The sequence below is a fragment of the Streptomyces sp. NPDC020996 genome (genome assembly GCF_040641355.1).
GTDB lineage: Bacteria > Actinomycetota > Actinomycetes > Streptomycetales > Streptomycetaceae > Streptomyces.
On the sequence record NZ_JBFADM010000036.1, the window covers coordinates 17,618 to 41,103 of the forward strand.

Annotated in this window: 22 protein-coding genes; 18 read left to right on the forward strand and 4 right to left on the reverse strand. The window is 70.8% G+C overall.

From position 1 onward, the window contains the following. Positions 1-689 precede the first annotated feature (689 nt). From glyA to AB0G63_RS23560, 12 genes are all read left to right on the forward strand, one after another. Positions 690-1,928 carry a serine hydroxymethyltransferase gene (glyA, locus tag AB0G63_RS23505; RefSeq protein ID WP_360753483.1) on the forward strand — a complete coding sequence of 413 codons (1,239 nt, stop codon included), beginning with the start codon at positions 690-692 and terminating at the stop codon, positions 1,926-1,928. Positions 1,929-2,158: 230 nt separating this feature from the next. Then, positions 2,159-3,481: an MraY family glycosyltransferase gene (locus tag AB0G63_RS23510; RefSeq protein WP_324786206.1), complete on the forward strand. Its 1,323-nt coding sequence runs from the start codon at positions 2,159-2,161 to the stop codon at positions 3,479-3,481. 302 nt (positions 3,482-3,783) lie between these two features. After that, on the forward strand, positions 3,784-4,197 hold the full coding sequence (locus AB0G63_RS23515; protein ID WP_324786278.1) for a hypothetical protein: 414 nt from the start codon (positions 3,784-3,786) through the stop codon (positions 4,195-4,197). A 225-nt stretch (positions 4,198-4,422) separates the two neighbouring features. Continuing rightward, the gene (atpB, locus tag AB0G63_RS23520) at positions 4,423-5,244 is read left to right on the forward strand and encodes a F0F1 ATP synthase subunit A (RefSeq protein ID WP_360753486.1); all 822 of its coding nucleotides are present in this window, start codon (positions 4,423-4,425) and stop codon (positions 5,242-5,244) included. A gap of 71 nt (positions 5,245-5,315) precedes the next feature. Next, positions 5,316-5,546: an ATP synthase F0 subunit C gene (gene atpE / locus AB0G63_RS23525; RefSeq protein WP_024884520.1), complete on the forward strand. Its 231-nt coding sequence runs from the start codon at positions 5,316-5,318 to the stop codon at positions 5,544-5,546. A 43-nt stretch (positions 5,547-5,589) separates the two neighbouring features. Then, a complete protein-coding gene (locus tag AB0G63_RS23530) occupies positions 5,590-6,144 on the forward strand; it encodes a F0F1 ATP synthase subunit B (protein ID WP_324786208.1) in 555 nt (184 codons plus the stop codon). After that, entirely contained in the window at positions 6,141-6,956 is an 816-nt protein-coding gene (locus tag AB0G63_RS23535) for a F0F1 ATP synthase subunit delta (protein WP_360753489.1), read from the forward strand. The genes AB0G63_RS23530 and AB0G63_RS23535 overlap by 4 nt, the downstream gene beginning before the upstream one ends. A 130-nt stretch (positions 6,957-7,086) precedes the next feature. Continuing rightward, the gene (gene atpA / locus AB0G63_RS23540; RefSeq protein WP_360753491.1) at positions 7,087-8,679 is read left to right on the forward strand and encodes a F0F1 ATP synthase subunit alpha; all 1,593 of its coding nucleotides are present in this window, start codon (positions 7,087-7,089) and stop codon (positions 8,677-8,679) included. Positions 8,680-8,699: 20 nt separating this feature from the next. Beyond that, entirely contained in the window at positions 8,700-9,638 is a 939-nt protein-coding gene (locus AB0G63_RS23545; RefSeq protein ID WP_360753493.1) for a F0F1 ATP synthase subunit gamma, read from the forward strand. Beyond that, the gene (atpD, locus tag AB0G63_RS23550) at positions 9,638-11,074 is read left to right on the forward strand and encodes a F0F1 ATP synthase subunit beta (RefSeq protein WP_360753496.1); all 1,437 of its coding nucleotides are present in this window, start codon (positions 9,638-9,640) and stop codon (positions 11,072-11,074) included. Before AB0G63_RS23545 ends, atpD begins: the two co-directional genes overlap by 1 nt. Positions 11,075-11,203: 129 nt before the next feature. Next, complete coding sequence (locus AB0G63_RS23555; protein ID WP_324786214.1) at positions 11,204-11,578, forward strand: F0F1 ATP synthase subunit epsilon; 375 nt, start codon at positions 11,204-11,206, stop codon at positions 11,576-11,578. A gap of 142 nt (positions 11,579-11,720) precedes the next feature. Further along, complete coding sequence (locus AB0G63_RS23560) at positions 11,721-12,167, forward strand: DUF2550 domain-containing protein (protein ID WP_360753500.1); 447 nt, start codon at positions 11,721-11,723, stop codon at positions 12,165-12,167. A gap of 144 nt (positions 12,168-12,311) precedes the next feature. Here the strand turns inward: AB0G63_RS23560 and AB0G63_RS23565 are convergent, their stop codons facing one another. The 3 genes from AB0G63_RS23565 to AB0G63_RS23575 form a co-directional block, all read right to left on the reverse strand. Next, positions 12,312-14,135, reverse strand: coding sequence for a glycoside hydrolase family 18 chitinase (locus tag AB0G63_RS23565; protein WP_360753502.1), 1,824 nt, complete (start codon positions 14,133-14,135; stop codon positions 12,312-12,314). Between the two features lie 117 nt (positions 14,136-14,252). Then, positions 14,253-14,897 carry a response regulator transcription factor gene (locus tag AB0G63_RS23570; protein ID WP_360753504.1) on the reverse strand — a complete coding sequence of 215 codons (645 nt, stop codon included), beginning with the start codon at positions 14,895-14,897 and terminating at the stop codon, positions 14,253-14,255. Beyond that, the gene (locus tag AB0G63_RS23575; RefSeq protein WP_360753507.1) at positions 14,894-16,093 is read right to left on the reverse strand and encodes a histidine kinase; all 1,200 of its coding nucleotides are present in this window, start codon (positions 16,091-16,093) and stop codon (positions 14,894-14,896) included. Before AB0G63_RS23575 ends, AB0G63_RS23570 begins: the two co-directional genes overlap by 4 nt. A 160-nt stretch (positions 16,094-16,253) precedes the next feature. Here AB0G63_RS23575 and AB0G63_RS23580 point away from each other — a divergent pair, with 160 nt between their 5' ends. Beyond that, on the forward strand, positions 16,254-16,787 hold the full coding sequence (locus AB0G63_RS23580) for a hypothetical protein (RefSeq protein ID WP_360753510.1): 534 nt from the start codon (positions 16,254-16,256) through the stop codon (positions 16,785-16,787). A gap of 120 nt (positions 16,788-16,907) precedes the next feature. Here AB0G63_RS23580 and AB0G63_RS23585 read toward each other — a convergent pair whose 3' ends face one another. Then, a complete protein-coding gene (locus AB0G63_RS23585) occupies positions 16,908-17,480 on the reverse strand; it encodes a cob(I)yrinic acid a,c-diamide adenosyltransferase (protein ID WP_360753513.1) in 573 nt (190 codons plus the stop codon). A 244-nt stretch (positions 17,481-17,724) separates the two neighbouring features. Here AB0G63_RS23585 and AB0G63_RS23590 point away from each other — a divergent pair, with 244 nt between their 5' ends. The 5 genes from AB0G63_RS23590 to AB0G63_RS23610 all read left to right on the forward strand — a co-directional run bounded on the left by AB0G63_RS23590 (position 17,725) and on the right by AB0G63_RS23610 (position 23,451). Continuing rightward, positions 17,725-18,588 carry a helix-turn-helix transcriptional regulator gene (locus tag AB0G63_RS23590; protein ID WP_360753515.1) on the forward strand — a complete coding sequence of 288 codons (864 nt, stop codon included), beginning with the start codon at positions 17,725-17,727 and terminating at the stop codon, positions 18,586-18,588. Beyond that, positions 18,560-18,760 (forward strand): DUF397 domain-containing protein, encoded by a 201-nt coding sequence (locus tag AB0G63_RS23595; protein WP_360753518.1) that lies wholly within the window; start codon positions 18,560-18,562, stop codon positions 18,758-18,760. Before AB0G63_RS23590 ends, AB0G63_RS23595 begins: the two co-directional genes overlap by 29 nt. A 514-nt stretch (positions 18,761-19,274) precedes the next feature. After that, positions 19,275-20,123, forward strand: a complete 849-nt coding sequence (locus AB0G63_RS23600) for a 3-hydroxyacyl-CoA dehydrogenase family protein (RefSeq protein WP_324786228.1) — start codon at positions 19,275-19,277, stop codon at positions 20,121-20,123. 167 nt (positions 20,124-20,290) lie between these two features. Beyond that, a complete protein-coding gene (locus AB0G63_RS23605) occupies positions 20,291-20,614 on the forward strand; it encodes an STAS domain-containing protein (RefSeq protein ID WP_003997851.1) in 324 nt (107 codons plus the stop codon). Positions 20,615-20,877: 263 nt separating this feature from the next. Then, positions 20,878-23,451: an ATP-binding protein gene (locus AB0G63_RS23610; protein WP_360753521.1), complete on the forward strand. Its 2,574-nt coding sequence runs from the start codon at positions 20,878-20,880 to the stop codon at positions 23,449-23,451. Positions 23,452-23,486: the final 35 nt, after the last annotated feature.

Sequence of the window (23,486 nt, forward strand, 5' to 3'; positions counted from 1 at the left end):
CGTGGCCTTCCGGCCTGGTGGCCTTCCGGCCTGGTGGCCTTCCGGCCTGGTGGCCTTCCGGCCTGGTGGCCTTCCGGCCTGGTGGCCTTCCGGCCTGGTGGCCTTCCGGCCTGGCGGCCTGCGGCCTTCCGGCCTGCGGCCTGGCGGCCTGCGGCCTTCCGGCCTGCGGCCTGGCGGCCTGCGGCCTTCCGGCCTGCGGCCTGGCGGCCTGCGGCCTTCCGGCCTGCGGCCTGGCGGCCTGCGGCCTTCCGGCCTGGCGGCCCGGCGGCCCGGCGGCCTTCCGACCTACGGCCCGGCGGCCCCGGTGGCCGAGGTCCGCGACGCGAGTGCGTGGACGGCCGGAGTCCGCCGCAGAGGTTGGAGGCGCCGGAGGCCTGCCGGGGCTGGATGGACAGGACCGGCTGCACAGGCCGGCTGGAGGCGCGGTGTGCCGGCGGCCCGTAGCGGGCGCCGTGTGCCTCTACCGGGCGCGGGCGCGTGTCGCTGGCATGTGCGCGGTCATCGGCGCGGGCGCGGGCGCGGGCGTGAGGGTGTCGGAGTGGGGCGGGGGCGTGAAGGTGGGGGGCGGGAGGGCCGGGTGGGTGTCAAGGGGCTGGTCCGGTCACCCGGGAGGACGTCGCGGCCGGGCGCACCGGCGGCGGCGGGCCTACATTGGTCGTACGTCACCGTCGACGCCCCCGGAGCACACCATGCCGGTCACCCCTACGCGAGAGGCCGATGTCCTGCGGCGGCAGGACCCGGAACTGGCCGACATCCTGTTCGGCGAGCTCGACCGGCAGTCCACGACGCTCCAGCTGATCGCCGCCGAGAACTTCACCTCGCCCGCCGTGCTGGCCGCGCTCGGCTCGCCGCTGGCCAACAAGTACGCCGAGGGCTACCCCGGCGCCCGCTACCACGGCGGCTGCGAGATCGTCGACGTCGCCGAGCGTCTCGCCGTCGAGCGGGCCAAGGAACTGTTCGGCGCCGAGCACGCCAACGTGCAGCCGCACTCCGGCTCGTCGGCCGTCCTGGCCGCCTACGCGGCGCTGCTGCGCCCCGGGGACACCGTCCTCGCCCTCGGCCTGCCCTACGGCGGCCACCTCACGCACGGCTCGCCCGCCAACTTCTCCGGCCGCTGGTTCGACTTCGTCGGCTACGGCGTGGACGCGGAGACCGGCCTGATCGACCACGACCAGGTGCGCACCCTGGCCCGCACCCGCCGGCCGAAGGCGATCGTGTGCGGGTCGATCGCCTATCCGCGCCACATCGACCACGCCTTCTTCCGCGAGGTCGCCGACGAGGTCGGCGCGTTCCTCATCGCCGACGCCGCCCACCCGATCGGGCTCGTCGCCGGGAAGGCGGCGCCCAGCCCGGTGCCGTACGCCGACATCGTCTGCGGCACCACGCACAAGGTGCTGCGGGGGCCGCGCGGCGGGATGATCCTGTGCGGAGCCGACCTCGCCGAGCGGGTCGACCGGGCCGTCTTCCCGTTCACCCAGGGCGGCGCCCAGATGCACACCATCGCCGCCAAGGCGGTCGCCTTCGGCGAGGCGGCGACACCGGCGTTCGCCGCGTACGCCCATCAGGTGGTCGCCAACGCCCGGGTCCTGGCGGCCCAACTCGCCGCCGAGGGGCTGGTGGTGACCACCGGCGGCACGGACACCCACCTGATCACCGCCGACCCGGCGCCGCTCGGCGTGGACGGACGCACCGCGCGCGGGCGGCTGGCCGCCGCCGGGATGGTGCTGGACTGCTGCGCGCTGCCGCACGGGGACGGCCGGGGCCTCAGGCTGGGCACGGCAGCGGTGACCACCCAGGGCATGGGCCAGGGGGAGATGGCGTTCATCGCCGGTCTGCTGGCCGGCGTGCTGCGCGGCGAGGTGGAGAGCCAGAAGGCGCGTGAGGAGGTGCGCGAGCTGGCCGGTAGATTTCCGCCGTACTCCGGCTGAGCGGCCGTGCTTCCGGCTGAGCGGGGGCAGCCGCACCGGCGTGCACATGGGTGCGTGCACCGGCGTGCACAAGGGTGTGCGCACTGGCGTGCACATTAGGTTTGACCGGGGCGCGACCCGAGGACACAGCCTCACGTGCAACCATCATCGCTACCCGGAAGTCCCCACTGGTATGCGTCCATCGCTAGGGTGTGGGGCTGTGATGGCCAGCGAGACCTGTGGGGAAGCCCGTGCGTGAATACCTGCTGACGCTCTGCATCACGGCCGCGGTGACGTATCTGCTGACAGGGCCGGTACGGAAGTTCGCGATCGTGGCCGGGGCGATGCCGGAGATCCGGGCACGCGACGTGCACCGGGAACCCACCCCGCGGCTCGGCGGTATCGCGATGTTCTTCGGCCTGTGCGCGGGCCTGCTCGTCGCGGACCACCTGACCAACCTCAGCGAGGTCTTCGAGAAGTCCAACGAACCGCGGGCGCTGCTGTCCGGCGCGGCGCTGATCTGGCTGATCGGCGTGCTGGACGACAAGTTCGAGATCGACGCGCTGATCAAGCTGGGCGGTCAGATGATCGCTGCCGGCGTCATGGTCATGCAAGGTCTGACCATTCTGTGGCTGCCGATCCCGAGTGTCGGTACGGTCGCCCTGACGCAGTGGCAGGGCACCCTCTTGACGGTCGCTTTGGTCGTCATCACCATCAACGCGGTCAACTTCGTGGACGGCCTCGACGGTCTCGCCGCAGGAATGGTGTGCATCGCGGCGGCCGCGTTCTTCATGTACACCTACCGTATCTGGTACTCGTACGGCATCGAGGCCGCCGCTCCCGCGACGCTGTTCGCCACCATTCTCATGGGAATGTGCCTGGGCTTTCTGCCGCACAACATGCACCCCGCGCGCATCTTCATGGGTGACTCGGGGTCGATGCTGATCGGACTCGTACTGGCCGCGGGCGCGATCTCCGTCACGGGGCAGGTCGACCCGGACAACCTGTTCGGGGGCTCCGAGCGCAGCACCGTCCATCAGATGGTGCCTGTGTACATCCCCTTGCTCATGCCGCTGACGATCATCGCGGTGCCGACCGCCGACCTGGTGCTGGCGATCGTGCGGCGCACCTGGCGTGGCCAGTCGCCGTTCGCGGCCGACCGCGGCCACCTGCACCACCGGCTGCTGGAGATCGGCCACTCGCACAGCCGGGCGGTGCTGATCATGTACTTCTGGTCGGCCCTGATCGCCTTCGGCGCCCTGGCGTACTCCGTCAACTCGGCGTCCATGTGGATCGTGCTGAGCGTGGTGATCCTCAGCGCGCTGGGGCTGGTGCTGCTCCTGCTGCCGCGCTTCACCCCGCGGGCGCCGCGCTGGGCGGAGGCCTTCGTGCCGCCGCGCTACCGCCGGCGCAGGGCGGTCGCCGAGGCGGCGTCCACCCCGGCGCACGCGTCCGCGGCCGATGAGGAGCCGCGCCCTCCGGTCGCCGCCGGGACCTCCGGGGTCAACGGGGCGACCGCCGTGAGCCGCCGTTCCCGCTCGCTGGACCGACGTAAGGCCGGGACGTCGGGCTGACGGCCGCAAGGTAAGAATCTGACTAGAGCATTGCCAAGTCGTGGGGGAACGAACCAGCCCAATATCAGACAGATCGGCGCTGTTTCTGCACAGACGCGCAGGGTCACTCTCATGTGTGACAGCAAGCACACCCGCTTGGTAAAGACCGCATCAAATAGTTTGTGATACGGTTCACGAGAACCCCGGACAAAGCCGAAGGGCCGCACTGTGACGGTCCCTTGGCCGTGAGGTTCCCTCTCACCCCGGGACTACGCTCGTCCATGACGACACCCCTGCCCCCTGTGAAAAGCGGAGTTGCCGCCATGCCGTCATCTGACGCCCGGAACCTGCTCCAGGCCGCTGTGCCCACAGCCGCCGTCGGCGCGATCGCCGTCGGTGTCAGCGCTGTGGTCGCCGGCGGCAAGGGGGCGATCGGGGCGGTCGTCGCGACGCTGGTCGTGATCCTGTTCATGGGGCTGGGGCTCTACGCTCTGCAGCGCACCGCCAAATCGCTTCCGCACCTGTTCCAGGCCATGGGGCTGATGCTGTACGCCGCCCAGATCCTGCTGCTGTTCGTCTTCATGGCAGTGTTCAAGAACACGACGCTGTTCCACCCCAAGGCTTTCGCGATCACGCTGCTCGTCGGCACGCTCGCGTGGATCGCCGCACAGACACGTGCCCATATGAAGTCGAAGATCCTCTATGTCGAGCCCGAAAAGTCGGGGCATTCGTCGTGAGGGGTAGGGCTGGGATAAAGACGTCTGAGAGATCCTGCTATCGTCCGGTGCCAACTGCGGCATCGCGGGCGCGGGCATCCGAGCTGACGCCTGATCGATCGCGAGGCTTGATGCCCCACAGCCGCCACCACATCCGTAACACCAGTCCGGTGCCGAACCGCGGCCTTGCGCCGCGCCGACACAACGAGGTTGCCGTACCTATGCGCCACGCTGAAGGAGCCCGCGGTGAGTGCTGACCCGACGCAGGTGCTCGCCTTCGAGACCGACTGCCACATCTTCGACGGCTGTGGCTTCCCGGCCCCCGGCCTGCACTCGTTCCTGTTCGAGCCCATCTGGGGCGACGCGAACAGCAACGTGTACTTCAACAAGACGATGCTGCTGGCGTTGCTCGGCTCGGTCATCATCGTCGGGTTCTTCTGGGCCGCGTTCCGTAAGCCGCAGGTCGTGCCGGGCAAGCTGCAGATGGTCGCCGAAGCCGGTTACGACTTCATCCGGCGCGGAGTCGTCTACGAGACGATCGGCAAGCGCGAGGGCGAGAAGTACGTTCCGCTCGTCGTCTCGCTGTTCTTCTTCATCTGGATGATGAACCTCTGGTCGGTCATTCCGGTCGCCCAGTTCCCGGTCACGTCGATCATCGCCTACCCCGCGGTCCTGGCCCTGGTCGTCTACGTCCTGTGGGTCTCGCTGACCTTCAAGCGCCATGGCTTCGTCGGTTTCTTCAAGAACGTCACCGGCTACGACAAGTCCCTGGGCGCAGTGCTCCCGCTCGCCATGGTCATCGAGTTCTTCTCGAACCTGCTGGTCCGCCCGTTCACGCACGCCGTCCGACTCTTCGCGAACATGTTCGCCGGTCACACGCTGCTGCTGCTCTTCACGATCGCCAGCTGGTACCTGCTGAACGGCATCGGTATCGCCTACGCCGGCGTCAGCTTCATCATGACCGTGGTGATGACGGCCTTCGAGCTCTTCATCCAGGCCCTGCAGGCGTACGTCTTCGTGCTCCTGACCTGCACCTACATCCAGGGTGCGCTCGCCGAGCACCACTGAGCGCCCTCACCACCCCCTATTCGTCCGGTGGCCAACCCCCACCGGTCCGGTAAAGAAAAGGAAGAACTGGCATGTCCCAGACCCTTGCTGCTGTCTCCGGTTCGCTCGGCTCCATCGGTTACGGCCTTGCCGCCATCGGCCCCGGCGTCGGCGTCGGCATCATCTTCGGCAACGGCACGCAGGCCCTGGCCCGTCAGCCCGAGGCGGCCGGCCTGATCCGCGCCAACCAGATCCTGGGCTTCGCCTTCTGTGAGGCGCTGGCCCTGATCGGTCTGGTCATGCCCTTTGTCTACGGCAAGTGATCTGACAGATCCACCACCAGCCGACTAGACGAAAGGCACCGAAATGAGCCAGCTGCTCATTGTGGCGGCCGAGGAGATGGAGAATCCCCTCGTCCCGCCGATCCCCGAGCTCGTCATCGGCCTCATCGCCTTCGTCATCGTCTTCGGCTTCCTCGCCAAGAAGCTCCTTCCGAACATCAACAAGGTTCTGGAAGAGCGTCGCGAGGCCATCGAGGGCGGTATCGAGAAGGCCGAGGCCGCGCAGACCGAGGCCCAGAGCGTCCTTGAGCAGTACAAGGCTCAGCTCGCCGAGGCCCGGCACGAGGCCGCGCGTCTGCGCCAGGAGGCGCAGGAGCAGGGCGCCGCGCTCATCGCCGAGATGCGCGCCGAGGGCCAGCGGCAGCGTGAGGAGATCGTCGCCGCCGGTCACGCCCAGATCGAGGCCGACCGCAAGGCCGCCGCGTCCGCGCTGCGCCAGGACGTCGGCAAGCTCGCCACCGAACTGGCCGGCAAGCTCGTCGGCGAGTCCCTCGAGGACCACGCCCGGCAGAGCCGTGTGATCGACCGTTTCCTTGACGAGCTCGACGACAAGGCGACGAAGGCCGAGGCCACGCGATGAACGGAGCGAGCCGCGAGGCCCTGGCAGCCGCACGCGAGCGTCTCGACGCGCTGACGGACTCCACGTCCGTGGACGCCGGCTCGCTCGCCGACGAGCTGGCCGCCGTCACCGCGCTGCTCGACCGCGAGGTCGGCTTGCGTCGGGTCCTGACCGACCCGGCGCAGTCCGGTGAGGCCAAGGCCGGTCTGGCCCAGCGCCTGTTCGGCAGCCAGGTCAGCGGTCCCGCCGCCGACCTGGTGTCCGGGATGGTGCGCTCCCGCTGGTCGCAGTCCCGCGACCTGGCGGACGCGCTCGAGGAGCTGGCGAACATCGCCGACCTCACCGCCGCCCAGCGGGCGGGCACGCTCGACGACGTCGAGGACGAGCTGTTCCGGTTCGGCCGGATCCTCACCTCGAACACCGAGCTGCGTGCCGCGCTGACCGACCGCAAGGCCTCCGTACCGGCCAAGGTCGAGCTGCTGCACCGGCTGCTCGGCGGCCGGGCCGCCGCGACGACCGAGCGTCTGGTGGTGCGTCTTGTGAGCGCGCCGCGGGGACGTAGCCTGGAGACGGGACTGGACTCCCTGTCCAAGCTGGCCGCCGAGCGCCGGGACCGTCTGGTGGCCGTGGTCACCTCGGCGGTGCCGCTGAGCGACGCGCAGAAGCAGCGCTTGGGCGCCGTCCTGGCGAAGCTCTACGGGCGCCGCATGCACCTGAACATCGACGTGGACCCCGAAGTTCTCGGCGGGATCCGGGTGCAGGTCGGCGACGAGGTCATCAACGGCTCCATCGCGGACCGCATCGAGGACGCCGGCCGCCGACTGGCGAGCTAGCAGCAACTTCATAAGCAAGACGTACTTACGGCCCTGGTTGGGCCGTGCAGAGGATTCACCTCTTTCAGGGGGGAGTCCCCATCCCCCCAAAGTGAAACTTCGGGCCCAACAAGGAGAGCAGGGAACCCAGATGGCGGAGCTCACGATCCGGCCGGAGGAGATCCGGGACGCACTGGAGACCTTTGTCCAGTCGTACCAGCCGGACGCGGCCTCGCGCGAGGAGGTCGGTACGGTCACCCTTGCCGGCGACGGCATCGCGAAGGTCGAGGGCCTGCCCTCGGCCATGGCCAACGAACTGCTGAAGTTCGAGGACGGCACCCTCGGCCTCGCCCTCAACCTCGAGGAGCGCGAGATCGGTGCCATCGTGCTCGGCGAGTTCGCCGGCATCGAGGAGGGGCAGCCGGTCACCCGCACCGGTGAGGTGCTCTCCGTGGCCGTCGGCGAGGGCTACCTCGGCCGCGTCGTCGACCCGCTCGGCAACCCGATCGACGGCCTCGGCGAGATCGAGACGTCCGGCCGCCGCGCCCTCGAACTGCAGGCCCCCACGGTCATGCAGCGCAAGTCGGTGCACGAGCCGATGGAGACCGGCTACAAGGCCGTCGACGCGATGACCCCGATCGGCCGCGGCCAGCGTCAGCTGATCATCGGTGACCGCCAGACCGGCAAGACCGCCCTGGCCATCGACACGATCATCAACCAGCGCGACAACTGGCGCTCGGGCGACCCGAAGAAGCAGGTCCGCTGCATCTACGTCGCCATCGGCCAGAAGGGCTCCACCATCGCCGGCGTGCGCCGCGCGCTGGAGGAGAACGGCGCCCTGGAGTACACGACCATCGTCGCCGCCCCGGCGTCCGACCCGGCCGGCTTCAAGTACCTGGCGCCGTACACCGGTTCGGCCATCGGCCAGCAGTGGATGTACGAGGGCAAGCACGTCCTCATCATCTTCGACGACCTGTCGAAGCAGGCCGACGCCTACCGTGCCGTGTCGCTGCTGCTGCGCCGCCCGCCGGGCCGTGAGGCCTACCCGGGTGACGTCTTCTACCTGCACTCCCGTCTGCTGGAGCGCTGCGCGAAGCTCTCCGACGACCTGGGTGCCGGCTCGATGACCGGTCTGCCGATCGTCGAGACCAAGGCCAACGACGTCTCGGCCTTCATCCCGACCAACGTCATCTCCATCACCGACGGCCAGTGCTTCCTGGAGTCCGACCTGTTCAACGCCGGCCAGCGCCCGGCCCTGAACGTCGGTATCTCGGTCTCCCGCGTCGGTGGCTCGGCCCAGCACAAGGCGATGCGCCAGGTCTCCGGCCGCCTCCGCGTGGACCTCGCCCAGTACCGTGAGCTGGAGGCGTTCGCCGCCTTCGGTTCCGACCTGGACGCCGCGTCGAAGGCCTCGCTGGAGCGCGGTCAGCGCATGGTCGAGCTGCTGAAGCAGGCGCAGTACGAGCCGATGGCCACCGAGGACCAGGTCGTCTCCGTCTGGGCCGGCACCACCGGCAAGATGGACGAGGTCCCCGTCGCCGACATCCGCCGCTTCGAGAAGGAGCTCCTGGAGTACCTGCACCGCAAGGAGCAGGGCCTCATGACCTCCATCAAGGAGGGCGGCAAGATGTCCGACGACACGCTGACGGCCATCGCCGACGCCATCGCGGAGTTCAAGAAGCAGTTCGAGACCTCGGACGGCAAGCTGCTCGGCGAGGACGCCCCTGCCACCTCCGGCAAGTGACGACGGAAGGGACCTGACTCATGGGAGCCCAGCTCCGGGTCTACAAGCGTCGCATCCGATCCGTCACCGCGACCAAGAAGATCACGAAGGCGATGGAGATGATCGCCGCCTCGCGCGTCGTCAAGGCGCAGCGCAAGGTGGCGGCCTCCACGCCGTACGCGAACGAGCTCACCCGAGCGGTCACGGCGGTCGGTACCGGTTCGAACACCAAGCACCCGCTCACCACGGAGGCGGAGAACCCGACCCGCGCCGCGGTCCTGCTCATGACGAGCGACCGCGGTCTGGCCGGCGCCTTCAACTCCAACGCCATCAAGGCCGCGGAGCAGCTGACCGAGCGTCTCGAGCGCGAGGGCAAGGAGGTCGACACGTACATCGTCGGCCGCCGCGGTGTCGCCCACTACAAGTTCCGTGAGCGCAAGATCGCGGAGTCCTGGGGCGGCTTCACCGACGAGCCCACGTACGCGGACGCCAAGAAGGTCGCGGCCCCGCTGATCGAGGCGATCGAGAAGGACACGGCGGACGGCGGCGTGGACGAACTCCACATCGTCTTCACCGAGTTCGTCTCGATGATGACGCAGACCGCTCTCGGCGCCCGGCTGCTGCCGCTGCGTCTCGAAGAGGTGGCCCAGACCCCGACATCAGCGGCTACCGCCGCGGGGCCGCAGGGCGAGATCCTGCCGCTGTTCGACTTCGAGCCGTCGGCGGAGGACGTCCTCGACGCCCTGCTGCCGCGGTACGTCGAGAGCCGTATCTACAACGCGCTGCTCCAGTCGGCCGCTTCGAAGCACGCCGCCACGCGGCGCGCGATGAAGTCGGCCACGGACAACGCCGGTGAGCTGATCGAGACGCTCACCCGGCTTGCCAACCAGGCCCGCCAGGCCGAAATCACCCAGGAAATCAGCGAGATCGTCGGTGGCGCGAGCGCCCTGGCCGACGCGACCGCGGGGAGTGACCGCTAATGACCACCACTGTTGAGACCGCGACGGCTACGGGCCGCGTCGCCCGGGTCATCGGCCCGGTCGTCGACGTGGAGTTCCCCGTCGACGCGATGCCGGAGATCTACAACGCCCTGCACGTCCAGGTCGCCGACCCGGCGAACGCGGGCGAGAAGAAGACGCTGACCCTGGAGGTCGCCCAGCACCTGGGTGACGGCCTGGTCCGCGCCATCTCCATGCAGCCCACCGACGGTCTGGTCCGCCAGGCCCCGGTGACCGACACGGGCGCGGGCATCTCCGTGCCGGTCGGCGACTTCACCAAGGGCAAGGTGTTCAACACCCTCGGCGAGGTGCTGAACGTCGACGAGTCCTACGACGGCGAGCGCTGGTCCATCCACCGCACCGCCCCGGCGTTCGACCAGCTCGAGTCGAAGACCGAGATGTTCGAGACCGGCCTGAAGGTCGTCGACCTGCTGACCCCGTACGTCAAGGGCGGCAAGATCGGTCTGTTCGGTGGCGCCGGCGTCGGCAAGACCGTGCTGATCCAGGAAATGATCATGCGTGTCGCCAACCTCCACGAGGGCGTCTCCGTCTTCGCGGGCGTCGGCGAGCGCACCCGTGAGGGCAACGACCTCATCCAGGAGATGGAGGAGTCCGGCGTCCTCGACAAGACCGCGCTGGTCTTCGGTCAGATGGACGAGCCCCCGGGCACCCGTCTGCGCGTCGCCCTGGCCGGTCTGACGATGGCGGAGTACTTCCGCGACGTCCAGAAGCAGGACGTGCTGTTCTTCATCGACAACATCTTCCGCTTCACCCAGGCCGGTTCCGAGGTCTCCACGCTGCTCGGCCGCATGCCGTCCGCGGTGGGTTACCAGCCGAACCTGGCGGACGAGATGGGTCAGCTCCAGGAGCGCATCACCTCGACCCGCGGTCACTCGATCACCTCGATGCAGGCGATCTACGTCCCCGCGGACGACCTGACCGACCCGGCGCCGGCCACCACCTTCGCCCACCTCGACGCGACGACGGTGCTCTCCCGTCCGATCTCGGAGAAGGGCATCTACCCGGCCGTGGACCCGCTGGACTCCACGTCCCGGATCCTGGACCCCCGCTACATCGCGGCGGACCACTACAACGCGGCCATGCGCGTGAAGACGATCCTGCAGAAGTACAAGGACCTGCAGGACATCATCGCGATCCTCGGTATCGACGAGCTCGGCGAGGAGGACAAGCTCGTCGTCCACCGTGCCCGTCGCGTGGAGCGCTTCCTGTCCCAGAACACCCACGCTGCCAAGCAGTTCACCGGCGTGGACGGCTCGGACGTTCCGCTGGACGAGTCGATCGCCGCGTTCAACGCGATCTGCGACGGTGAGTACGACCACTTCCCCGAGCAGGCCTTCTTCATGTGCGGTGGTCTCGAGGACCTGAAGAAGAACGCCAAGGAGCTGGGCGTCTCCTGAGCCTCGCGCTCACCGTGAGCTGTGCTCATGTCAGAGGGGGCGGGGTTCGTCCCGCCCCCTCTCTCACGCCTACTAGACTTGTAACCAACACCCGGCAGACCCGCCGGGTGGTGACCCGAGGAGCCACCCTTGGCTGCTGAGCTGCACGTCGCGATGGTCGCGGCCGACCGAGAGGTCTGGTCCGGCGAGGCCACCCTGGTCGTCGCGCGCACCACGTCCGGCGACATCGGCGTCATGCCCGGTCACCAGCCGCTGCTCGGTGTGCTGGAATCGGGCCCGGTGACCATCCGTACGAGTGATGGTGGAACGGTCGTGGCCGCTGTGCACGGCGGTTTCATCTCGTTCGCGGACAACAAGCTGTCCCTGCTGGCAGAGATCGCCGAGCTCTCGGACGAGATCGATGTCCAGCGCGCGGAGCGGGCGCGCGAGCGCGCGCAGGCCGAGGCCGACGCCCACGCGCTGCGCCGTGCCGACGTACGACTGCGGGCAGCGGCGGCGCGCTGACCCCAGCGCGCCGTGCGATGACGTCACTCAGCCGCGGCTGGGACCGGAGCGATCCGGTGCCCGCCGCGGCTGAGGCAAATCTGGATGATTTTTCCGTTCCGTTACCTGTACGGGTACCTAGGAGACGAGGAGGTCGGTGCCGATGGTCCTCGCTCTGACTGTGTGCGGAACCGTCGTCGCCCTCGTGGTGCTGGGGCTGTTCGTCTTCGGCCTGCGCCGCAGGCTCATCCAGCGCTCGGGCGGCACCTTCGACTGCAGTCTGCGCTGGGACGTGACGGAGAAACCCGACACCAGCGGCAAGGGCTGGAGCTACGGCGTCGCCCGCTACAACGGCGACCGGATCGAGTGGTACCGCGTCTTCTCCTACGCCTACCGGCCGCGGCGCACCCTGGAGCGCGCGGCGATCGAGGTCGCCGGCCGCCGTCTGCCCGAGGGCGAGGAGGAGCTGGCGCTGCTGTCCGACGCCGTCGTCCTCACCTGTCTGCACCGCGGCACGCGCCTCGAACTCGCCATGAGCGACGACGCGTTGACCGGTTTCCTCGCCTGGCTGGAGGCGGCCCCGCCCGGCCAACGGGTGAACGTGGCGTAGCCGCGTTCATCGTTGGGTGGGGGTCCCCCCGGACGAAGTCTGGGGGAGGGTGAACGTGGCGTAGTCCCGCTTTCGGCGCGCATGAAGAAGCCCGCCGCGGACGGGCCCGGAGGCCGCCCGCGGCGGGGTGGGGGGAGGGACGGATCAGCTCAGGCCGTTGCTGATGGCGCTCACCAGCTCGCCGTTCGCGGTGTCGCCGCTGAACTCCCAGAAGAAGGCGCCGCCCAGGTTCTGGGTCTTGGCCCACGCCATCTTCGTGCCGATGGTGGCCGGGGTGTCGTACGACCACCAGTTGCTGCCGCAGTGCGCGTAGGCCGTGCCGGCGACCGTGCCGGTGGCCGGGCAGGACGTCTTGAGGACCTTGTAGTCCTCGATGCCCTGCTCGTAGGTGCCGGCCGCGGGTCCGGTGGCCGTGCCGCCGGGGGCGTCCTGGGTGACGCCGGTCCAGCCGCGCCCGTAGAAGCCGATGCCGATGAGCAGCTTGCTCGCGGGCACCCCGATCGCCTTGAACTTGGCCATCGCGTCGGCCGTGGTGAACCCGGCCTTCGGGATGCCGCTGTAGGAGGTGAGCGGGGAGTGCGGGGCGGTCGGGCCCTTGGCGTCCCAGGCGCCGAAGAAGTCGTACGTCATCACGTTGTACCAGTCGACGTACGCAGCGGCGCCCGCGTAGTCGGCGGCCTCGATCTTGCCGCCGGAGGAGCCGTCGGCGGTGACCGCGGCGGTGACCAGGTTGTTCGAGCCGAACTTGGCGCGCAGCGCCTGCATCAGGTTCTTGTAGGCCGCCGCGCCGCTGGTGTCGCAGCTCAGCCCGCAGGCGTTCGGGTACTCCCAGTCGATGTCGATGCCGTCGAAGACGTCGGCCCAGCGGGGGTCCTCGACCAGGTCGTAGCAGGACTGCGCGAAGGCGGCCGGGTTCTTCGCGGCATCACCGAAGCCGCCGGACCAGGTCCAGCCGCCGAAGGACCACAGCACCTTGATGTTCGGGTACTTGGCCTTGAGCTGGCGCAGCTGGTTGAAGTTGCCGCGCAGCGGCTGGTCCCAGGTGTCGGCGACGCCGCTGACCGACTGGTCGGCGGTGAAGGCCTTGTCGTAGTCGGCGTAGGAGTCGCCGATCACGCACTTGCCGCCGGTGACGTTGCCGAAGGCGTAGTTGATGTGCGTGATCTTCGAGGCGGAGCCGGACGTCACCAGGTTCTTGACGTTGTAGTTCCGGCCGTAGATGCCCCACTCGGTGAAGTAGCCGAGCTTGACCTTGTCGCCGCCCGTGGGCGGGGGAGTGGTGGTGCCGGTGGTGTGCACGGCGACCGCGCCGCTGACCGGTCCGGTCTGGTCGGCGGTGTCACGGGCCCGGACGGTGTACGAGTAGTCGGTGCCGGCGGTCAGGCCGGTGTCCGTGTACGAGGTCGTCGTCACCGTGGCGACCGTGGCGCCGTCGCGCAGGACGTCGTAGTTCTTGACGCCCTTGTCGTCGGTGGCCGCGCTCCACGACAGCTTCACCGAGGTGTCGGTGACACCGGAGGCGGTGGGGGTCCCCGGCGCGGAGGGCGCCGCGTCGCCGGGGACGGTCGTTCCGTCACAACTGTCGCCGTTGAGCTTGCAGTTGGCGGGGGAGCCGGATCCGGAGCCGTTGAAGCCGAAGGAGACGGAGGCGCCGGGGGCTATCGAGCCGTTGTAGGACTTGTCCTTGGCGGTCCAGTGGGTGCCGGCGGAGGTGACGTCCGCGTCCCAGGCGGAGGTGACGGACGTGCCGGAGGGGAAGTCCCACTCGATCGTCCAGGAGCTGATGGCGGTGGTGCCGGTGTTCTTCACCGTCCACGTGCCCTCGAAGCCGGTGCCCCAGTCCTGGGTCTTGGCGTAGGTGGCGGTGGCGGTCGTCGCGGCCTGGGCCGGGCTCGCGAGGCCGACCAGTCCGGCCAGCGGGAGCAACAGGGTCGCGAACCCTGCCGCGGCTCTGTGTCTGAAGCGCATGCTGCGCCTCCCTCTAGGGGTGTCAGGGGCATGACTGAGCCTTCACGCCCACGGTGCCGCGAGAATAGAAAGGTCTGGACCATAGGTCAATAGGTCTGGACCACCCTGTCCGGCGGCTCAGTGCAGTCCCAACTCCTGCGCCAGCACGGCCGCTTGAACCCGGCTGCGCAGCTCCAGCTTCCCCAGCAGTCGGCTGACGTGCGTCTTCACGGTGGCCTCGGCCATGTCGAGCCGCTCGGCGATACCGGCGTTGGACAGCCCCTCGCCGAGGCAGGACAGCACCTCGCGCTCACGCCGCGTCAGGGACTCCAGGACGGCGGGGTCGGCCGACGGCTCCCGCGCCGGCCGCGCGGCGAACTCGGCGACGATGCGGCGGGTGACGGCCGGCGCGATCAGGCCCTCGCCGCGCGCGACCGTCCGCACGGCCTCCAGCAGGTCCTTCGCCTCGGCGCTCTTCAGCAGGAACCCGGCGGCCCCGGCGCGCAACGCCCCGAAGACGTACGCGTCGAGGTCGAAGGTGGTCAGCACGAGCACGTCGGCCAGTCGCTCGCCGACCACCCGCCGGGTCGCCGCCACCCCGTCCAGCCGCGGCATCTGCACGTCCATCAGCACCAGGTCCGGACGCAGTTCCCGGGCCAGCGCCACCGCCTGCTCGCCGTCCGCGGCCTCCCCGACCACCTCGATGTCGGGGGCGCTGCCCAGGATGAGGACCAGCCCGGCGCGGACGGCGGACTGGTCCTCGGCGACCAGGACACGGATCATTCGTGGGCTCCTCCGGTCAGCGGGAGACGGGCGCGCACCGTCCACCGCGGCCCGTCGGGCCCCGCCCGGAACGTGCCGCCGAGCAGCGCGGCCCGCTCCCGCATGCCGATGAGACCGGCGCCGGAACCAGGAGCGTGGGGCCCGTCGTGGCCGTCGTGTCCCTCGTGTTCGTCGTGCTTGTCGTAGGGGCTCGTCACGCGGACGTCCAGGATGTGGCCCTGCCGGTGCAACGTCACGGTGACCCGGCCCTCGGCGGCATGCTTCAGCGCGTTGGTCAGTGCCTCCTGGACGATGCGGTACGCGGCGAGCCCGACCGGGGCCGGGACCTCGCCGGGCTCGGCGTCCAGGGCGACGTCGAGGCCGTTGGCGCGGGCGCCTTCGACCAGGTCGGCGACGGCGTCCAGGCTGGGCGCGGGGGCCGGTTCCGGCTCCCCGCCGCCCTCGCGCAGCATGCCGATCAGCCGGCGCATCTCGGCCAGGCCCGCCACGCTGTTCTCGCGGATGACGGACAGGGCCCCTCGGGAGGTGTCCGGGTCGTCGAGGGAGAGGGCGGCCGTGGAGTGGATGGCGATGGCGGACAGGTGGCCCGCGACCACGTCGTGCAGTTCGCGGGCCACCCGGGCGCGTTCGGCGGTGACCGCCTGGCGGCGGTCCGCCTCGGCGAGCAGGGCGGTCTGCTCGGCGCGCAGCCGCGCGGCCTCGGCCGCGTCCCGGTGGTCGCGCACGACCCAGCCGGTGGCCGCGGGCGCGAGCGCGATCACGCCGACGCCGACGCCGATCAGCAGGGCCTCGGGGACGCGCCACAGGGCGTAGGGCACCACCGCTCCGGCCACCGTGAGCAGCCCGGTGAGCCACGGAATGCGGCGGGCGGACGCGGGAGTGCCGTACAGCACGGCCGCGTACACCAGGTCGGTGAACATCACGACGGTGACGACGCTGCCGAGGGTGACCGTGTCGGCCGCCAGCGCGACCGTCCCGGTCAGCAGGGCCGCGCGCGGCCGGCTGCGGCGCAGCAGCTCGCAGCCGGCCGTCACGACGAGCGGCACGAGCACGGCCTGCCGGGCGGGCCACAGGACGAGGCCGTCACCGGCGTGGCGCGGGGTGAGGCCGAGCCCCCACAGCAGCAGCCCCCCGAGCAGCCCGCCCACGGCGATGCGCACGTCGTGCGGGTGCGGGCGGGGGAGTCGTACGGCCATGGCTCCATCCCAGCACGGCACGGCGGTCACCGCGTGGTCCGCGAGGACGGCCCGTGACTGCAACTTTCGATGTACCGCCGAACGCCGCCGAGTCGTCTCCGGCGACGACGAAATCCGGCGCCGCCGCCGGGAGCCTGGGGGTGAGGGAAGGGGGCGTGCCGTGATCGTCGGTCTGGTCGTCGGGTGCGAGGTGGCCTTCTGGGTGCTGCTGGCCGCGGGGCTGGCCGTCCGCTACCTGCTGCGGATGCCGCGCCTCGGACTGGCCCTGCTGCTGTGTGAACCCCTGCTGGAGCTGGTGCTGTTCGCCGTCACCGCGATCGACCTGCGCAACGGCGCCGACCCCGACTGGCGGCACGGCCTCGCCGCCGTCTACATCGGCTTCACCGTGGGCCTCGGTCACGCCACGGTCAAGTGGGCCGACGCCCGCGCCGCCCACCGCTTCGCGGGCGGTCCTCCGCCGCCGCGGCCGCCGAGGTACGGCACGGCCCGCGCCGTCCACGAATGGAAGGTCGCGGGCCGCTGGATCCTCGCCGCCCTGGTCGCCGTAGCGCTGCTCCAGGCCGCGGTCTGGTACGTCGGCGGTGACGCCGCGGGCCCGCTGCGCGCCTGGCAGCAGCGGATGCTGTGGCTGATCGGCGTCAACGTGGTGATCGCCGGCAGCTACACGCTGTTCCCCAGGACCGCCGGGCGCTGAGCGGGCCGCTGGTGCCGCGCCGTGTCGTCGGCTGCCTGCCGCGCCGTCGTGGCTGGTCGCGCAGTTCCCCGCGCCCCCTCGGGGCGCTGTCGGACCGGCGGGTCTCCGGGGATCCGCCGGTCAACGCTCCCCGCCCGGCACCCACAGCACGTCCCCGACGTCCTTGTTCGCCGTGCGGGCGAGGATGAAGAGGAGGTCGGAGAGGCGGTTGAGGTAGGTCGCCGTCAGCGGGTTCATCGTCTCGCCGTGCACCTCCAGGGCCGCCCAGGTCGAGCGCTCGGCGCGGCGGACGACCGTGCAGGCCTGGTGCAGCAGGGCCGCCCCCGGAGTACCGCCCGGGAGGATGAAGGAACGCAGCTTCTCCAGCCGCTCGTTGAAACGGTCGCAGTCCGCCTCCAGCCTGTCGATGTAGAACTGCTCGACCCGCAGCGGCGGGAACTCCGGGTTCTCCTTCACCGGCGTCGACAGGTCCGCACCCACGTCGAACAGGTCGTTCTGGACGCGGGCGAGGACCTTGACGACCTCCTCCTCCAGGTTGCCCAGCGTGATCGCCGTGCCGATCACCGCGTTCGCCTCGTTGGCGTCGGCGTACGCCGAGATCCGGAGGTCCGTCTTGGCGACCCGGCTCATGTCACCGAGGGCGGTGGTGCCCTTGTCGCCGGTCCTGGTGTAGATGCGCGTCAGATTGACCATGCGACCAGCGTAGTTACGCCCCGGTCGTCCGGAGCGCTGGTGTGCCCACTGTCACGGCCACTGTCACGTAGGGCGGCCCGGCCATGACAGTGAGCAGGCCGTCACAGTGCACGCGCCGGTCAGCCTTTCGTGCACTGTGTGACGAACGACTCACAGAGTGTCGTCAGGCTCGCTACCGTGAAAGAGGATTCGCGTCCGCGACGCGAACAGTGGAAACGGCACGGTGAGTTACGGCGGTGAGCGCGTGGTGCGACGCAAGGACATCGACGGTTCGATGAGCGTCCCCGACTTCTACGGCAAGGAGTTGCGGTGGAAGCGGGAGGCGGCGGGACTGTCCCTGGAGGCGTTCCTGGAAGGCAGCTTCTACGGCAAGACGTACCTCAGCGACATCGAGCGCGGGCAGCGGCGGATGCCGCTCGACCTGGCCCGGCATGCGGAGCGCGTGCTGGGCACGGACGGGTTCTTCGAGCGGCGTTGCGAGGATGTGCGGAAGGCGCGCAGGGCCGGACACGCCGCGTACTTCGAGAAGGTTCTGGAAGCGGAGAAGCATGCCCTGGCGATCGAGGAATGGTGCCCGATGCTGCTCCCGGGGCTGCTGCAAACCCCGGCCTACGCGCGGGCCGTGGTCCTGGCGGGTCTCCCGCTGTCCCTCGATGCCGAGGTGGAGGAGAAGGTCAACGCCCGGATGGCGCGCGCCGAACTCTTCGAGGCGGATCACCACACCCCCGGATACTGGGTGATCCTGCACGAGTCGCTGATCACCGATCCGCTGCTGGAGGCCAAGGACATGGCCGAGCAACTGGACAGGATCGCGGAGCTGGCGGAGCGCCGCCGGATCACTGCGCAAGTTCTACCGAGGAAGTGCGTAGCGCACCCTTTCATGACCGGCTCCGCCATGATCATGACCTTCTCGGACGCCCCGCCGCTCTTCTACACAGAGGCTCTGCACAGCGGTGACACCATCGACGATATTGCGCTCGTACAGGCGTACCGCAAGTCGTACGATCGGCTCAGGGCCGTCGCGCTGTCACCGGAGGCGTCCCTGGCCACGTTCAAGGCAGCGGCAGAGGACTACCGAAATGGCAGAGAACCAGATCGACTTGAGTGACGCCCTCTGGCAGAAGTCCAGCTACAGCAACGCAACCGGAGGCAACTGCCTCGAAGTTGCCCACAACATCCCCGGCCTGGTCCCCGTCCGGGACTCCAAAGCCCCCGACGGCCCCGCCCTGCTCCTCACCGCCGCCGCCTGGACCCCCTTCGTCTCCTCGCTCAAGAGGTGAACCGGCGGGCCGTTGCCGTTACTCTCCCGCCTCCGGGTCGTCGAAGCGGGCGGGATCACGCAGCCATGGCTGGGTGGAACTGTCCGACGGTGCGCGCCGGTCACCGCGCGGGAGATTGAACCGCCGGCCGAGACCTTCGGCCCGTTCGGCATGGCCCAGCAAGGGTGAGCGCAAGCCCGAGGTGGTGTACGTCGTCGGATGCCCGCACCGCGCGCCGGAGCGCGCGGTGACGGTGGCCGCCGACGATGCGTCAACTGCCCCGTACCCGCGGACGTGACCGGCATCTCACCCCGTGAGACGTGAAACGCGTTACTAATCTGGCCGCTGCGCCCCCCACGGGCGCTAGTGTCCGCCGGAGAAGATAGGCGCCTGCGTGACCTTCCCGCCTCCCCGGAGGCGTCGCGGTGAGTTCCTGGTTCCAGGACCGTCCCGTGACGCCCGGCCCAACCCATCGAGCGGACGGGGGGAGAGAACGCCAGGGCCTGACGACAGCGCGTATCATGGGAGTCGCACAGTGGCACGGAAGCTCGCCGTCATCGGGGCCGGACTCATGGGGTCCGGTATCGCCCAGGTCTCCGCGCAGGCGGGCTGGGACGTCGTCCTGCGCGACGTCACCGACGAGGCGCTCAGGCGTGGCACCGACGGGATCAAGGCCTCGTACGACAAGTTCGTGGCCAAGGGCCGGATGGAGGCGCACGACGCCGACGCCGCCCTGGCCCGCATCACCGCGACGACCGACCTGGACGCCGCCGCCGACGCGGACATCGTCGTCGAGGCCGTGTTCGAGAAGCTCGAGGTGAAGCACGAGATCTTCCGCGCGCTCGACAAGCTCGTGCGCGAGGACGCCGTGCTCGCCTCCAACACCTCCGCGATCCCGATCACCAAGATCGCGGCGGCCACCGAGCACCCCGAGCGGGTGGTCGGCGTGCACTTCTTCTCGCCGGTGCCGATGATGCAGCTCGTCGAGCTCGTCCGCGGTTACAAGACGAGCGACGAAACCCTCGCCACCGCGCGGGAGTTCGCCGAGTCCGTCGGCAAGACCTGCATCGTCGTCAACCGGGACGTGGCCGGCTTCGTGACGACCCGGCTCATCTCCGCCCTCGTCGTCGAGGCGACGAAGCTGTACGAGTCTGGCGTGGCGACCGCCGAGGACATCGACCTCGCCTGCAAGCTGGGCTTCGGCCACGCCATGGGACCGCTCGCCACGGCGGACCTGACCGGCGTCGACATCCTGCTGCACGCCACCAGCAACATCTACACCGAGTCGCAGGACGAGAAGTTCGCCCCGCCGGAGCTGATGCGCCGGATGGTCGACGCCGGTGACATCGGACGCAAGAGCGGGCAGGGCTTCTACACGTACTGAACCTCCGCGACACGGCACCGCACGCACCGCACAGCCCCGGGGAATCACCCCCCGGGGTGAATTCGGTATCGGTTCGCTTGCAGACGGCAACCAGGCCGCCGCCGAAGCAGTCAGACGATGCACAGCCACCGTCACGGAGTACGACACCGCGATCACGGGGAGCGCATATGCACATCAGGGGCGACCACGCCGAGCTGGTCGTCGGGGGCCGCCTCGACGTCCGCAGCGCGGCGGACGCCCGTACGGTCCTGCACTCGGCCGTCGACGACGGCGCCGGCGACCTGGTGCTGGACCTGTCCGAACTCGACTCCTGGGACGCCACCGGGCTCGGGGTGATCATGGGGGCCCACCGGCGGGCCGGCCGCTGCGGCCGCCGCCTGGTGCTGCGCGGCGTACCGCCGCAGATGCAGCGCCTGCTGGTGGCCACCCGGCTGCACCGCATCCTGGCGATCGAGGGGGGCATCGGGGTGGAGTCACTGCCCCGCGTGTGACCCGCTCGAACCGGTGTGAACCGGATGACGGGGGAGACCCGGGCGCTCGGCACCGAAAGGCCCGTCGCGCGCAATCCTCATGAGACCGTGACGTCTCGGGCGGCGCGGCACCCCGGACTGTCGTGGATACTGAGCGAAGGTTTAGGGTTCGGTCGCCCGCTGCCTGACACCCCTGCGAGCGGGCCCGGACCAGAAGCGACAGCGCGGTGTGCAGCAAGGCCGGGAGGGGCTCACGCACACGACGCTTTTGGGGGCTTGAACCTATGGACCCGAACAGCCGGGGACCCGAGGAGTACGGCCACGACGGCAACGCGCCGCGTCAGCGCCCGCCCAGGGATCCCCTGACACCCGACTTCGGACAGCACGCTCCCGCGCTCGCGCGCACCGTGCAGCTCGTCACCGGCGACTACCTGCTCACCGTCAACCCGGTGGACGGCAGCGAGATCGAGATCTGCCCGCCGGGCGAGCGCCCGGGACGCCCGGGGAAGCTGACGGCGGACGAACGCGATCGTGCGGCCCGCGCCGCCCGGCCGCCCGCCCCGCCCGGACCGGCCCGGCCGTCACTGCCGCTGCTGGAACGCCAGGAGGTGCGCGAGGACCTCGTCCGGCTGCTCGCCCGCGGCCGCTCCGTGCGCCTCACCGGCCCGGCCGGCTCGGGCCGCACCAGCCTCCTCGACGTCGTCGCCGAGGACTGCGCGGACCTCGCCCCGGACGGCGTCGTCCGGCTGAGCGGCTTCCGCCGGACGGCCGACGACCTGCTGTACGACCTCTTCCACGCCGTCCACGACGCGCCCCTGCACCGCCCCGGCCGGGAGGATCTGCTCGACTGCCTGCGGGACGTCGGCGCGGTCGTCGTCGTCGACGACATCGAGTTCGGCGGCGCCGCCCTGGACGACCTGCTGGACGCGACGCCCGAGTGCGCCTTCCTGATCGGCGCCACGCCCGACGTGCCCGCGCCGTCCGCCGACGCGGGGATCGAGGAGATCGCCCTCGGCGGTCTCGGGCGTGCCGCCGGCGTGGACATCCTGGAGCGTGTCGTCGGCCGGGCGCTGACCGAGGAGGAGGCCAACTGGGCCGGCGACCTCTGGTTCGAGTCCGAGGGCCTGCCGCTGCGGTTCGTCCAGGCCGGCGCCCTGCTGTTCCAGCGCGACCAGTTGCGCGCGAGCGCCGACGCCGTCGACGAGTTCGGCGTCTTCGCCGACGCCACCCCCGCCGACGTGCCGCTGGACGCCGGGGACGGCGACGAGACCCCGCTGCCCTCGCTCGGTGAGGCCGCCGCGCCCGCCCGGCTGCTCGCCTCCCGGCTCAGCCCCGCCGCCCGCGCCGCCCTGCGCTTCGCCGTCGTGCTCGGCGGCGAGGTGCCGCACCAGGCCCATCTGCCCGCCCTGGTCGGCGACACCCACGCCGACGCCGCCCTCGGCGAGCTGGTGAGCAGCGGGCTGGCCCTGCCGGTCGGCTCCCGCTACCGGCTCGCCGCCGGGGTGCTCACCCAGCTGGAGGCCGCCGGTTACGCCGAAGACGCCGAGGCGCAGGCCCTGACGGCGGCCCGGCACTACGCCTGGTGGGCCGGACACCCGTCGGTCACCCCGGAGCGCGTGTGCGCCGAGGCCGACGCCCTGCTCGCCGCCCTCGCCGTCCTGGTGCCGGCCACCACCGCGTCCCTCGACGGCGAGGCGAGCGTGGCCGTGCGGCTGGCCCGCACCGCGGCGCCCGCGTTCGCCGCCGGGCTGCACTGGAGCGCCTGGGAGCGGGCGCTGCGCTCCGGCGCCGAGGCCTCCCGGCTGGCCGGCGAGGTGTCGGAACAGGCCTACTTCCACCACGAACTCGGCATCCTCGCGCTGTGCGGCGGAGAGCTCGACCGGGCCCGCACCGAGCTGGAGGCGTCCGTCGGCCTGCGCGGCGCGGCCGCCGACAAGCGCGGCGCCGTCACCGGCCGCCGCGCCCTCGCCCTGGTCACCGACCGCTCCGGCCCGCCCGCGGGTCCCGGTACGGCCGCGGCGCTCGGTACGGCCGCGGGTCCCGGTACACCGGCGGCGCTCGGTACGTCGGCGGCGCTCGGTGCGAACGCCGGCGAGGAGGTGCCGGACGTGGGCTCCGAGGAGTCGCGGTCGCCGGCCGGCGGTGTGCCGGCCGGGTTCGCGGCGGCAGCCCCGTTCCAGTCGCCGGCCGAGCCCTACGTCGTGCACCGGGAGCCCTCCGACGGCCCGGCGAAGTCCCGGCGCGGCGGCCTGCGCGGCCTCGCCCGCCGCAATCTCGTCGCGGCCGGCGCGGGCGCCCTGCTCGCCGCCGTGCTGGGCACGGTGGTCACGCTCGGCGCCACCTCCGACAACAACGCCGACAACCCCTCGGACCAGGTCGGCGTCAACCCGTCGGCCAGCCAGGGCCCCGACGACGGCAGCCTGGGCGCCGACAAGCCCGAGAGCGGGACCGGCGACGGCGACACCGGCACGGCGACCAGCCGGCCGACCGATCCGGGCCCCGACGGCACCCTCGGCACGTCCGACGACCCGACCCCGCCCGCGGACACCGCCGGGCCGTCCGACGAACCGAGCGGCACGCAGAGTTCCGGCGGCGCCGCGTCGAGCAGTCCCCCGCGGACGCCGACGACCGGGCCGCCGTCGTGGACGCCCACGACCAGGCCGTCGACGACGCCGTCGACGTCGTCGAGCCCCACGCCGACGCAGTCCGCGTCGCCGTCCGCGTCGAGCTCGTCGTCCACGACGCCGTCCACCTCCGACTCGGCCAGCGGCCGGGCGTCGGCGGCCCCCACGGTGACGAGCAGCTCGGCCGGCACGCCGACCGTCGGCGGCACGGGAACGGCGGGCACGGTGATCTGAGGCGGTGACGGACGAGGGGCCGGGTCCGTGCGCAC